The organism is Cryobacterium tepidiphilum, assembly GCF_003716325.1.
In the GTDB taxonomy this organism is placed as follows: domain Bacteria; phylum Actinomycetota; class Actinomycetes; order Actinomycetales; family Microbacteriaceae; genus Cryobacterium; species Cryobacterium tepidiphilum.
The window spans coordinates 64,065-76,307 of the sequence record NZ_RDSR01000012.1 but is presented as its reverse complement, the minus strand read 5'-3'; the positions used below and the strand labels follow the sequence as shown (position 1 = coordinate 76,307).

At 66.8% G+C, this 12,243-nt stretch carries 12 protein-coding genes; 10 read left to right on the top strand and 2 right to left on the bottom strand.

Going from position 1 to position 12,243, the window contains the following annotated elements; translation table 11 throughout:
* Positions 1-203: 203 nt before the first annotated feature.
* Both EEJ31_RS08760 and EEJ31_RS08755 read left to right on the top strand, forming a co-directional pair.
* Positions 204-794: a TetR/AcrR family transcriptional regulator gene (locus EEJ31_RS08760; RefSeq protein WP_158603933.1), complete on the top strand. Its 591-nt coding sequence runs from the start codon at positions 204-206 to the stop codon at positions 792-794.
* Positions 791-1,957 (top strand): glycosyltransferase, encoded by a 1,167-nt coding sequence (locus EEJ31_RS08755; RefSeq protein WP_123045924.1) that lies wholly within the window; start codon positions 791-793, stop codon positions 1,955-1,957. The genes EEJ31_RS08760 and EEJ31_RS08755 overlap by 4 nt, the downstream gene beginning before the upstream one ends.
* 12 nt (positions 1,958-1,969) lie before the next feature.
* Here the strand turns inward: EEJ31_RS08755 and EEJ31_RS08750 are convergent, their stop codons facing one another.
* Complete coding sequence (locus EEJ31_RS08750) at positions 1,970-2,452, bottom strand: MarR family winged helix-turn-helix transcriptional regulator (protein WP_123045923.1); 483 nt, start codon at positions 2,450-2,452, stop codon at positions 1,970-1,972.
* Positions 2,453-2,560: 108 nt separating this feature from the next.
* Between EEJ31_RS08750 and EEJ31_RS08745 the strand changes: the two genes are divergently transcribed.
* From EEJ31_RS08745 to EEJ31_RS08710, 8 genes are all read left to right on the top strand, one after another.
* Positions 2,561-3,193 carry an NADPH-dependent F420 reductase gene (locus EEJ31_RS08745; RefSeq protein ID WP_123045922.1) on the top strand — a complete coding sequence of 211 codons (633 nt, stop codon included), beginning with the start codon at positions 2,561-2,563 and terminating at the stop codon, positions 3,191-3,193.
* 199 nt (positions 3,194-3,392) lie between these two features.
* A complete protein-coding gene (locus EEJ31_RS08740) occupies positions 3,393-3,878 on the top strand; it encodes a hypothetical protein (RefSeq protein ID WP_123045921.1) in 486 nt (161 codons plus the stop codon).
* A 33-nt stretch (positions 3,879-3,911) separates the two neighbouring features.
* Positions 3,912-4,166, top strand: coding sequence for a type II toxin-antitoxin system Phd/YefM family antitoxin (locus EEJ31_RS08735; RefSeq protein WP_123045931.1), 255 nt, complete (start codon positions 3,912-3,914; stop codon positions 4,164-4,166).
* A complete protein-coding gene (locus EEJ31_RS14300) occupies positions 4,114-4,554 on the top strand; it encodes a type II toxin-antitoxin system VapC family toxin (RefSeq protein WP_407643222.1) in 441 nt (146 codons plus the stop codon). The genes EEJ31_RS08735 and EEJ31_RS14300 overlap by 53 nt, the downstream gene beginning before the upstream one ends.
* An 87-nt stretch (positions 4,555-4,641) precedes the next feature.
* Complete coding sequence (locus EEJ31_RS08725) at positions 4,642-6,096, top strand: DUF3375 domain-containing protein (RefSeq protein WP_123045919.1); 1,455 nt, start codon at positions 4,642-4,644, stop codon at positions 6,094-6,096.
* The gene (locus EEJ31_RS08720) at positions 6,096-6,809 is read left to right on the top strand and encodes a DUF4194 domain-containing protein (RefSeq protein WP_123045918.1); all 714 of its coding nucleotides are present in this window, start codon (positions 6,096-6,098) and stop codon (positions 6,807-6,809) included. The genes EEJ31_RS08725 and EEJ31_RS08720 overlap by 1 nt, the downstream gene beginning before the upstream one ends.
* On the top strand, positions 6,806-10,162 hold the full coding sequence (locus tag EEJ31_RS08715; RefSeq protein ID WP_123045917.1) for an ATP-binding protein: 3,357 nt from the start codon (positions 6,806-6,808) through the stop codon (positions 10,160-10,162). The genes EEJ31_RS08720 and EEJ31_RS08715 overlap by 4 nt, the downstream gene beginning before the upstream one ends.
* The gene (locus EEJ31_RS08710) at positions 10,162-11,475 is read left to right on the top strand and encodes a Wadjet anti-phage system protein JetD domain-containing protein (RefSeq protein WP_325049340.1); all 1,314 of its coding nucleotides are present in this window, start codon (positions 10,162-10,164) and stop codon (positions 11,473-11,475) included. Before EEJ31_RS08715 ends, EEJ31_RS08710 begins: the two co-directional genes overlap by 1 nt.
* Here the strand turns inward: EEJ31_RS08710 and EEJ31_RS08705 are convergent.
* Positions 11,472-12,230, bottom strand: coding sequence for a M50 family metallopeptidase (locus EEJ31_RS08705; protein ID WP_233563812.1), 759 nt, complete (start codon positions 12,228-12,230; stop codon positions 11,472-11,474). The genes EEJ31_RS08710 and EEJ31_RS08705 overlap by 4 nt on opposite strands.
* Positions 12,231-12,243 lie beyond the last annotated feature (13 nt).

The following is a 12,243-nucleotide window of genomic DNA, read 5'->3' as shown; positions in this document are numbered from 1 at the left end:
CCACCGCCACGGCTGGAAGATCCAGGTCATCGACAACGTCCCCTGGTTCATCCCCCCGGTCACCGTCGACATCCACCAAACACCACGCCGCGGCGGCCGACTCAGACCACCCACCAGGCAATGAAGCACTGAAGAAGACTCTTGACGTCCACCACTATTTGATATCCACTTGAAGAGACATGAAAACTGCACGCGCATATTCAATGACAACGAGGGCTGAGGCGGTCGAGGAGACCCGGCGACGCGTCCTGCGGGCGACGATTGCCCTGAGCGCCGAGAAGTCGACCCTGGAGATCGTGCTCGCCGACGTCGCCGCGCGGGCCGGCGTCACGACGAAGACGATCCTGCGGCATTTCGGCAGCCGTGAGGGACTGTTCGACGCGGCAACGGACTACGCCCGGAACGAGGTTGTTCAGGAGCGGCTCGCGCCTGTCGGCGATCTCCCCGCCGCGATCACCGTGGTCGTGGACCACTACGAGGAGCGCGGCGACTGGGTGATACGCATGCTGGCTCAGGAGGACTCGGACGACCGCGTGCGACGAGTGGTTGAAACCGGGCGCGGCGTGCACCGGGACTGGGTGGACACCACCTTCAAGCCGCAGCTCGACAGCGTGTCCGCAGCCGAGCGCCCCGCCGCCGCCGACCTGCTGGCGGTGGCCACCGACGTGTACGTGTGGAAGCTGCTGCGTCGCGACCGCGGGCTCACCCGCGACAAAACCGAACAACGGATGCGCGTTCTCGCGCAGGCAATCGTCGACCAGTTGTCGACACCAGAAGGAGATGACAGGACATGAACAGCGTGCTGTTCGTCACGTGGGACGGCGGCGGAAACGTTCCGCCGGCACTCGGGATCGCCGCCGAGCTGAGTCGCCGAGGCGACCGTGTGCGATTCCTCGGCCACCCGAGCCAGCGAGCGGCGATCGAGGCCGCCGGGTTCGCGGCAGAGGAGTTCCAGCGGGCCAAGCCCTGGTCGGTGCTCGACGCCAGACCTGGCATGAGGGCCCCGCTCGCCTACGCAGGCGTGTTCACTGACCGCGGGATGGGCGATGACCTCGTCGCCTCGGTGAAACGGGAACCCACTGACCGGGTCATCATCGACGGTCTGCTCGTCGGTGCGCTGCAGGGCGCGCACCGCGCCGGCATCCCGTACACGGTGCTCGTGCACACCCTCTACGGGGTGATGAACACGACGCTCAATCGCGGGCCGCTCGCACTGATCGCCCGAGCGAAGGGGATCAACCCCGCCGCGCTCTACCGGGCGGCCGACCGCATCCTCGCGGTGACGCTGGAGGAGCTGGACGGTAGCCCGCACGACAGCGTCGACTACACGGGCCCGGTGCTGCCGGCGAGGGAGCCCGCCGAGCGCGTGCTGCCGGGTGCGGGGACGCGGGAGAGCGTGGGCGGTGACAGGCGGGACGGCGGCGACGCGGCATCCGCCCCGGTCGTGCTGGTGAGTCTCAGCACCACCTACATCGACGGGCAGCGCGAGGCGCTGCAGCGCATTCTCGACGCCCTCGGGCCACTCCCGGTTCGCGTGATCGTCACCACGGGGCCGACGGTCGACCCGGGCGAGCTGCGGCCGTCGAAGAACGCCGAGGTGCACCGTTATGTGCCGCATGACCAGCTGATGCCGGCGGCATCCGTCGTGGTGACGCATGGCGGGCACGCCACGGCGATGCTCGCGCTGGCGCACGACCTGCCGCTGCTTGTGATGCCGATGAACCCGGTCTTCGACCAGCCCGTGATCGGCCGGATGATCGCGGAGCAGAACGCCGGGCTGACGGTCAGCAAGAAGGCGTCGGTGGCGGAGATCCGGGGTGCGGTGGAGCGGTTGCTGGCGGATCCCAGCCCGTACCGGGCCGCCGCGGCCCGGCTCGGCAAGCGCATCCGCGCCCGCGACGGGGCCGTCGTCGCCGCCGACCTCATCGAGGCGAACGTGCCGGCCCGACGGATGTAACGCTCCGTCGCCCTACTCGCCGCGCACGTGCATGCGATTGGCGGGGTCGAGCTTCTGAAGCAGCGCCTCCGAGATCGCCTCGAGCTGCCCGACCTGCTCGTCGGTGAGCAGGTCGATGACGTTGTCGCGCACGTTACGCACGTGGCCCGGCGCGGAGGCCTGGATCATCTCCCAGCCGGACTCGGTGAGCGTGGCGTTCGTGGCGCGGCGGTCCTCGGCGCAGCGGGTGCGCGCCACCAGGCCGCGCTTCTCCAGGCGGGCCACGACGTGCGAGAGCCGGGGGAGCGTGGCGTTCGTGTGGTCGGCGAGGTCGGTCATGCGCAGGGTCTTGTCCGGCGCCTCAGAGAGCATCGCCATCACGAAGTACTCGAAGTGGCTGAGCTGCGCGTCGCGCTGCAGCTGCGTGTCGAGCACCCCGGGCAGCAGCTCGACGACCGCGACGAAGCGCATCCACGCGCGCAGCTGCGGACCGGTCAGCCAGGGTGCGTTGCACATGTCCCCAGCCTATCGAAAATAAAGGTTGACGCTACAAGTAATTAGGCGTAGCTTTAGTTGAAGCAACAACCAAAGCTTTCGCCGGACGGCGAGGAGAAGGAGCAGGACATGACGAGCATCACCATCATCGGAGCGGGAAACATGGGCACGGCCATCGCGGGGATCGCAGCGAAGGGCGGTGCTCCGGTGCAGCTGCTGGCGCGCGACGCCGAGAAGACCGCCGCCGCTGCCAACGCGGCCGGGGCATCCGTCACCGCCGGCGCCGTCGGCGACGACATCACCGGCGACATCGTCGTTCTCGCGCTGCCGTACCCGGCCGTGTCCGAGGTGCTCGACCTCTACGCCGGCAAGCTCGACGGCAAGACCATCGTCGACATCACCAACCCGCTCGACTTCAGCACGTTCGACAGCCTGGTCGTGCCGGCGGATGCCTCGGCCGCCCAGGAGATCGCCGCGGCGGTTCCCGGGGCTTCCGTGCTCAAGGCCTTCAACACCACGTTCGCGGGAACCCTCGCCACCGGCCAGGTCGGCGGGCAGCAGCCGACCGTGGTGATGATCGCGGGTGACGACAGCGACGCGAAGGCGGCTCTCGCATCCGTCGTCGAGGCCGGCGGCGTCGCCACCATGGACGCCGGCGCGCTCAAGCGTGCCCGCGAGATGGAGGCCCTCGGCTTCCTGCAGCTCACCAGCGCCGCCAGCGAAAAGGTCAGCTGGATGGGTGGCTTCGCCGTCGTCAAGTAGGTCGAGGCAACGGATGCGCGGCGGGAGGGCACGCCCCTCCCGCCGCGTTTTCGCGGCGCCTGCGCCCCGCTGGGCGTCGCGCGGGGTGAACGCCACTACGCGGGTGGCACGCCACTAGCGCAGCGGCGTTCAACTAGCGCGGCGCATCCGCTGCTCGGCGAAGGATGTTGATGTCAGTAGTCCGTCCCATCATGTATGCATGAAGAAATCTCATCGACCTACGATCGACGAAATCCTCACGCAGTTCTTCGCCGATCTTCGTGAAGGCAAGAAGGGGCTCACCCTCACTCGGCTGATGCTCATCGAGCAGCGGCTGCGTGAGTGTGTCGAGTCCGAGGCTGATCGCGTCCTCGTCGCTTCGGATCTGCAGATCCTTGCAGCCGAGCGGCAGTTCGACCCGGCCGACGCGGTTGCTCGCACCATGCACGCCGACGACCTGGTCTTCGTGCTGGCGCTGTTCGTGAGAGAGCCGTGGCTGCCCGAGGAGCGGGTGCAGCGCACGAGGCATCTGCAGGTGACGGAGAAGCTCACGCGCTTCTTGCAGTATTACCGGCTCATCGATCGCTTCAGCATCGCATGCCCCTTGATCGACATCGAGATCGCCGTCGACCAAGACCGGATAGTGCGGCGAGACGAGCGCCGGGCGAAACGGCTTCAGGTGGCGAAGGCGAAGTATCATGGCTAGAAGAAGTAGCCAGCTGTGGAAGGCGGCCGTGACGTGCAGATAAACATCTTGCAGGCGCGCAATAATCTGTCGCGCTTGGTCGCGGCGGCCGGAAACGGCGAGGAGATCGTTATCGCGAATCGAGGGAGGCCGGTTGCGAAATTGGTCGCTGTCGGCTCTGACACCAAACCGCACACGGGCTCGCAGATCGCTGCTTGGTTGAAAAGCAATCCGTTGCCGACGCCGGCGATTCGTCGTGACGTTGATCTCGACAAGCAAATCGCCGACGAACGCGAGGCCTGGGATTGATCTACCTCGACTCCTGCATGGTGATTTATGCGGTCGAAGACCCGGGCGAGCGAGGCGAAGCGGTGCGCAGTCGCCTTGCAGAAATACTGACAGGGAATTCGCCATCAGTTCCCTCGTAACGATGGAGTGCCTTGTAGCGCCACTGCGTGAAGAGAACCTGAGCCTGCACGATCACTATCTCCGAGTGCTTGGGCAGTTTGCCCGACTGGCGCTTCACGAAGAACATTTCGTTCGGGCCGCAGAGCTGCGGGCTGCACATGGCCTCAAGACGCCGGACGCACTTCATTTGGCTGCCGCCCAACTCCACGGCTGTGACGAACTCTGGACCAATGATTCTCGCCTCGCTTCGGCGTCGCATGGCCTGGCGGTGAATCTAATCAAATCCTGAAGGCCTGGCGTTGGACGGCGTCGTCGCCCTGCACGATGATGGTTACTTGGTGTGCCGGTGGGTGGAGATTTCTGGAGGAGGTTGACCGTGTCCGCACTCAGTCAAGCCCACGCGCTTAGGCATTTGGTCGAAACGGATGCCACGTGGCGGTTGCTGCGCGCCGACAACGCGCCCGTCATTGCGGCGCTCCTCAGCGCCCACCTCGGCGGTGACAACCGGCGCCTTCCGGCGGCCGAACTCTACGAACTCGTCGATCATGACCTGGACGCACTGCGCGCGCACGGCTTCGACCTCCCGCAGACCGCGCAGAGTTACTGCGCGGAATGGCGCAAAGCCGGCTTCCTCACGCGTCGGCCGGCCGAGGAGGCGCGCGGCGAGACGTTCGAGCTCGCGCCCGGCGCCTTGGGCGCCATCCGTTTTGTCGAGCAGCTCGCCGCACCGCGGCAGACCGTCACCGAGTCCCGGCTCTCGAGCATTGCGTCCCAGTTGGGGCAGCTCGCCATCGAGACCGATCCGGATGCGTCCCGGCGCCTGGAGCAACTCCACGCGCAGCGCGATGCCATCGAGGCCCAGATCGAGCGGATCAACGCCGGCGACCTCGACGTTCTTGAGCCGGAGCGTGCCTTGGAACGCGTGCGTGACGTCCTCGCTCAGGCGGAGGAGATCCCCTCGGACTTCGCCCGGGTACGCGAGCGGTTCGAGGCGCTGAACCGTGAGCTTCGCGCTCGCATTGTGGAGTCAGACGACACTCAACGCGCAGTACTCGATGAAGTGTTCCGTGGCGTTGACCTGATTGCCGAATCGGACGAGGGCCGAAGCTTCTCCGGGTTCTCCTCGCTGGTGCTCGACCCGGCCGTGGGCGCGGCGTTCGACGACGACATCGCCCGGGTGCTCCAGCGCGAGTTCGCCGCGGATCTCGCTCCGTCCGACCGTCGCTTCCTTCGCCGCTTCATCGGCACGCTGAAAGACAATAGCGGCGAGATCCACGAGGTGATCACGTCTTTCGCACGGGGGCTCCGGCGCTACGTACAATCGCAGGATTACCAGCGTGACCGGGTGCTGCGCGGTCTTCTCCAGGAAGCTCTGGCGGACGCCCTTCCCGCCGCCGAGCACATCAAGCCGTACCGGCCGACGAACATCAATCTGGAACTCTCGGCGGTCCCATTGGCGAGCGTGGGAAGCATCCGCTTGCATGACCCCGCCGAACTCAACGCGACCGAACCCATCGTCGAGCACGTCGCTGAGGTCGCCGACCTCGAATCGCTGCGTGCGCTTGCCAGGGAGACGGAGATCGACTTCGCCGAGCTCACGACGGCGGTGAACGACGTGTTGGCCGAGCGCGAACACTGCACCGTCGGGGAGGTGCTCGAGCGGCATCCCGCCAGCCAGGGCGTCGCCAGCATTGTGGGCCTCCTGGTGCTCGCGGCCACTCAGGGAACGAGCGACACCGTATCGGCGGAAACCGTGCGCTGGCGCGGGACCGACGACGTGAGACGCGCAGCAACCATACCTATCCATCGCTTCACCGGGAGGCTCGTGTGATGACTGAAACGTCAGAGGTGGCGGCCGAGATAACGGATGCCGCACCCGCCTCCGCGCTCTGGCAGGGCGACACCGGCGTGTTGAGTGAGCAGTCGCGGAGGGCGCTCCTGGAACTCATCAAGGGTCCGTACCTGTCCGGCGCGAAGGCACCGGCGCTCTGGTCGGCGCTGCTGGCCGATGAGAACGCCATCCGTTCACGGCTGAATGAGCTGTTTCTTGATCTTGTCATCGACCGCGTCGGCGAATTCGCCTTCGTGCGCAACGTGAACACCGACGAACTGGACGTGCCGCGCACGGTGCGCACGGCATCGCTCACCTTCATCGACACGGCGATGCTGCTCGTGCTGCGCCAGATGCTCCTGGCCGGCGAGGCCGACGGCCGGGTGATCGTGGGGCAGGAGGACGTCTTCGAGCAATTGCGCGTGTACCGCACGCCCGACAGGGATGAAAGTGACTTCGACAAACGACTGAACTCGTCATGGACGAACATGAAGAACAAACTGCGGGTGATCCACCAAGCCGGAAGCGAAGACCGCGTGGAGATTTCGCCGGTTGTGCGTCTGATCGTCGATGCCGATCAGATCCGTGCGATGAGCGCCGAGTACCGCCGAATCGCCGCTGGTGGCGACGCCGGGTCGGACGCCGGCGGCTCTGTCGGTGGTGGCGGGGATGATGTCAACGAAGCCACCGACCTCGACGAGGAGACCTCATGACGCTTCTGGAGATGCCCGGATTCGACGGAACGCTCGAGCCCGGCGCCCGTCTGACGGGTGCGGGCCGTCTGTATCAGGGCCAGTGGCGCCTCGCGCGAGTCGACGTGGTCAACTGGGGCACCTTCCACGGGCACTACAGCATCGACATCGCGCGCCAGGGTCATTTGTTCACCGGCGCATCCGGGTCGGGCAAGTCCTCGCTGCTCGACGCGATTGCCACAGTGCTCACCCCCGATCGTTGGTTGCGCTTCAACGCGGCGGCCCAGGAATCGACGTCACGCACCGACGACCGCAGCCTCGTCAGTTACGTGCGCGGGGCGTGGAGCAAGGAGGCCGACGACACGCTCGATCGCGCGGTCAGCACCTACCTCCGCCAAGGCGCGACGTGGAGCGGCGTCTTGCTGCGGTACGAGAACGACAAAGACGCACCGGTGACCCTCGTGCGGCTGTTCCATCTGCGCGGATCGAGCGTCGACAAGAGCGACCTGAAAGACGCGTGCTTCATCGACCGCGCCGACGTGAAGCTGCTCGACTTCCGGGAGCACGTCGAGACGGGCATTGAAGCTCGCCGAATCAAGGGGGCGTGGCCCGATGCCGTGGTCACGACCAACGGGTCTCACGCGCCGTTTTACGCCCGCATCCGCCGCTTGCTTGGCATCGGCAACCAGAACGCCCTGCACCTGCTGCACAAGACGCAGTCCGCCAAGAATCTCGGCAGCCTCGACCAGCTGTTCCGTTCCTTCATGCTCGATGAGCCGCCCACATTCGCCCGGGCCACGAACGCCGTCGACCAATTCGGTGAACTCAACGAAGCGCACCAGCATGTGGTGGAGCTGCGCCGCCAGGCGGAGCACCTCCGCGCTCTCGAGATCTCCATCGCGGAATACGAGGCGGCAGCGTCGACGGCGGCGGAGGCCGAACGCCTGGGTGCGCTGATCGACCCGTTCCAGGACCGCTTCACCCTGAAGCTCGCCGAAGCGGACCGGGGTGAACTCCGTGCCGCGAGTGCTCGGGCTGCCGAGGAATCACGGCGCGCAGACGCTGCCCGGGTCGAAGCGGAAGACCTCATGCGTGCGGCGGAGCGTCGCGCGATGAAGCTCGGCGGCTCGGATATCGCTCAGCAGCAGGAGCTGCTCGCCCTGGCGGAGAACGCCGCCGACGAGACAGCTCACCGCTGGAAGCGCTTCGCGGAGCAACTCGCCAGCGTGGGAATCATGACTGCCCCGACGAGCGGCGCCGAATTTGCCGAGCTTCGGGAATCGTCCCGTCATGCCCTCGAGGAGGCAGCCCCCGCCGCAGCGCACGACCACGACGACAATCAGAGCTTCTTTACGGCGAAGTCTGAGCTGGAGAAGATCGACAGGGAACTCACCGAACTCCGCACGCGCAAGAGCAATCTGCCGGCGGCGTTGTTACTCGCCCGGCGCCGGCTCGCCGATGAGCTCGGGCTCACCGAGGCGGCGCTGCCGTTCGCCGGAGAGCTGATCGAAGTGCTGCCGGAGTACTCCGAGTGGACGGGCGCGATCGAACGCGTGCTCTACCCGCTGGCCAGCGCACTCCTCGTGCGGGACGACCACCTCGCGGAGGTTCGGCGCCGCGTTGAGCAGCGCAACCTGGGGGCCCGGCTGGTGTTCGAGGCGGTTCCGGCGATCGCCGACGCGCCCCGTGCCGCACGGAGCGACCGCTCCTTGCTGCACCGAATTCGGGTGAGTTCGGGCGGATTCCACGATTGGTTGCAGTCTCGTGTGGCCGCGGAATTCGACTTCGCCTGCGTGGACCACCCCGACGAGCTCGATTCGGTGGACCGCGGTGTGACGCTCGGCGGCCAGGTGAAGAAGTCGGCGCGGCGCTACGAGAAGAACGACCGTCACTCTGTCAGTGACCGCAGTCAGTGGATCCTGGGCGCGGACAACGAGGCGAAGATCGATCTGCTGCTGGACCGGCGCCGCGACGCTGAGAAGCGCCATCGGGAAGCGCGGGAACGGCTCGATCGGGCTCAGTCGGAGCGGGACGCGGCGACGAAGCGGCGCATCGTGCTCGCGAGTGTGCTCGGACAAGACTGGGCCGAACTCGACCGCGCTGCGGCCGACGACAAGGTGCGCGTGCGTCGCCGCGCTCTCGAGGCGCTCACTGTCGGGAACACTGAGCTGAGCGACGCGATCGAGGCGCAGGATGCGGCGCGCGGTCGGTTCAAGGAGGCCGATGACGCCGCGGGCACGCTCCGTCTCGCGCTGGGACAGGTCGAGGCACAGCTGTCCGAGGTGGAGAATCAGATCGCCGACCTGGCGTCGAGAGCTCCGGAGGCCACAGTGACGGATGCCGACTGGGGCGCTTTGGAGGCGCGCTACCGGTCGGTGCAACGCAAGATCGATCGCCGCACCATCGGAGACATCGGGCGCAAAGTCAGCGAGGCCCTGCACGGGGAGGCCCGGATCGCCCAGAAACGCCAGGGCGAGTCGCAATCAGCCTTCGCCGACGGCGCACGGGATTTCACCCGAAGTTGGCCCGCGGCATCCGCTGACCTGACGACCTCGATCGAGGATCGCGCCGGCTATCGTGCGCTGCTGGAGGGCATCGTTGCGCGCGGCCTTCCCGAGCATGAAGGCAACTTCCTGAAGCTGCTGCGGGACAAGTCGCGGGACCTCATCGGCCACCTGCTCTCGGACATCCGCGATGCGCCGAAGCTCGTGGAGGACCGCATCGAGCCCGTGAATGCGTCGCTCGGTCGGTCACGGTTCGACCTGGAGCGTTACCTCCGCATCGAGGTGAAGACGCGGCGTGCTCCCGAGGTGAAGCAATTCATGGACGATCTGAAGGTGGTGGTTGACGGGTCGTGGACGGACGAGGACCTAGCCGCGGCTGAACGTCGCTTCGCCGTGCTGAACCGGATCATGCAGAAGCTTGCGTCGAGCGAGAATGCCGATGTTGCCTGGCGCCGCCGCTGCCTCGACACTCGTGAGCATGTCACCTTCATGGCTCACGAGGTGGACCTCGCCGGCCGCACGGTTAGCGTGCACGATTCCAGCGCCGGGCTTTCCGGTGGGCAGAGGCAGAAGCTTGTGATCTTCTGTCTCGCAGCCGCGCTGCGGTACCAGCTCGCCGCCGACGAAGACGAACTGCCGTCGTACGCAACGATCATCCTCGATGAGGCGTTCGACAAGGCCGACAGCCGCTACACCCGAATGGCGATGGACGTGTTCATCGAGTTCGGCTTCCACATGATCTTGGCGACACCCGAGAAACTGCTGCAGACGATCGAGCCCTATGTCGGCGCCGTCACGTCGATCACCAACCCCAGCAGAAAGCAGTCTCAGGCGGCGAGTGTGGTCTTCCGCCCCGACGAGGTGACCTGATGGCCGGGCCCACCGCCATGGTGACCGTGGCCGAGGCGCGGGAACGCGCCCGGAGACGCGTCGACCAGGAGCAGCGCGAGTGGGCGGCCTCGGGAGGGGGAGCGGCCGTGCTCGAGGTCGTGCTGCGACCGCCCACGGAACGCGCCGTGCTCACGGACCAAGCGGCGGCGATCGCCTGGGTGCGCGACTGGCGTGGCGTCGCGGATGCTGCCCCAGCAGGGGTCGAGGTGCAGTGGGGTGTGCGGCAATGGCCGAGTGTCGGCTCCCAAGACGTACCGGAGCGCTGCGTTATCGGTGGTGCGGATGCGATCGCCGCCTTCGCCGGCACAGTCGCTCGGCGAGAGTGGTGCACGTTGCGGGATCGTGCCGAACGGCTGCGCGCTGAGTTCGGAGAGCGGAGCGAGCCCGACGGTTTGGCAAGCGCAATCCGTGCCCAGTGGCGAACGCTGCAGCGGCTGACCGTGGCGGATTTCGAGACTCTGATCCAGGTGGTTGCGTGGTTGGCCGAGCATCCTGCGTCGGGATGGCGGATTCGCCAGCTGCCGATTCGCGGCATCGACACCAAGTGGCTGGAGCGACACCGGCCCGTGGTCGAAGCCCTGCACTCCGCCACGGCGGGTCGCGAGTCACTTGGGTTACGGGGAGCACCGAACCTCGTGCGTGTGCGGTTCCTCGACCCGGTGATGCGGCCCGGTGGCCTCTGCGATGTCACAGTCCCCGTCGACGAGCTGGCCGCGCTTGAAATCGAGCCGTCGGTCGTGTTCGTGTTCGAGAACCTCGAAACGGTTCTGGCCATGCCCTACATGTCCGGCGCCGTTGTCGTGCACGGCAGCGGATACGCGGTCCCGCGGCTTCGCGTCATACCGTGGATCAGGGGTGGCCGAATTGTCTACTGGGGCGACCTGGACTCGGACGGCTTCGCCATCTTGCACGCACTGCGCTCGCATTGCGCAGACGTGACGAGCGTGCTCATGGACGAAGAAACCCTGCTGGCCTACCGGGACTTGTGGGTACCGGAGCCGAAAGCAGCGATGGGCACCTACCTGACGCTGACCGAACGTGAGCAGCGGGCTCTGGAACGCGTCCGCTCCGAGGGAAATGTGCGACTGGAGCAGGAGCGCATCCCGTGGGAGGTTGCCGTTGCCGCGCTGACAGTCGCGAGCGCTCCGCATACGTTGGTCGATGTTTCTGGCCAGGGGCTGCAACTCGGGTCCCTGCGCGACAAGATTTCGGTCGCGGAGGACGCCTTCGACTGGCCGAACGCTGAGATCGATGCGATGTTCTATGGCGACGGTCCCTCGGAGCGCACCTAACGCGAGGCGTAGGCCGACAACGCGGCCAACAGGCATCCGCTGATGATCACCGCGAACAGCGCGAGCCAGACCGGCGACGGAACGTGCGTGCGCCGGTAGAGCAGGTAGGCGTCGGAGCTCGGCAGCCGGTCGCGGTGACGGAGGTGCACGCCGATCACGGTGACGAGCCCGCGCACGGAGCCGACGAGCAGGGCCAGGCCGAGCACGAGGAGCGCGTAGCTCTGTACCTCAGGCATCGCGTAGAACCAGAGGAGGCCGCTGACCGCAACGGATGCGAGGACCACGACGACGCCGAACAGGTTGCGGATCACGAGCAGGGTCACCATGAGCACCACACCGCCGGCGAACAGCGCGAGGGCGGTGTACCCGTGGAACACGGCCCACAGCTGCGCGGCGCCGACGATCGCCGGCGCGGGGTAGCCCAGCACGCCGCTGACCACGACTCCGAAAACGCCGCGCCCGCTGCTGAGCGCATCGCCCGAGTGATTGCGGTGGATTCGGATGCCGTGCACGACGCGGCCGGTCAGCACGGCGGCGAAGGCGTGTCCGAGCTCGTGCACGAGGGTCGTGAACAGGCCGAAGTACTGCCAGGTCGTCCTCGGGATGCTGAGTGCGGCGGCGACGGCGAGCAGCACGAGCAGGAGGGCGGGGGAGAGGTCGAGGGGCGCGGTGGGTGTGAAGAGCGCGGGCCAGGCGAGCGCGGGCCAGGCGAGCGTCGGCGGGTCGAGCGCGGCGATGAAGAGTTCGATGACCACATCCTCTCAAACG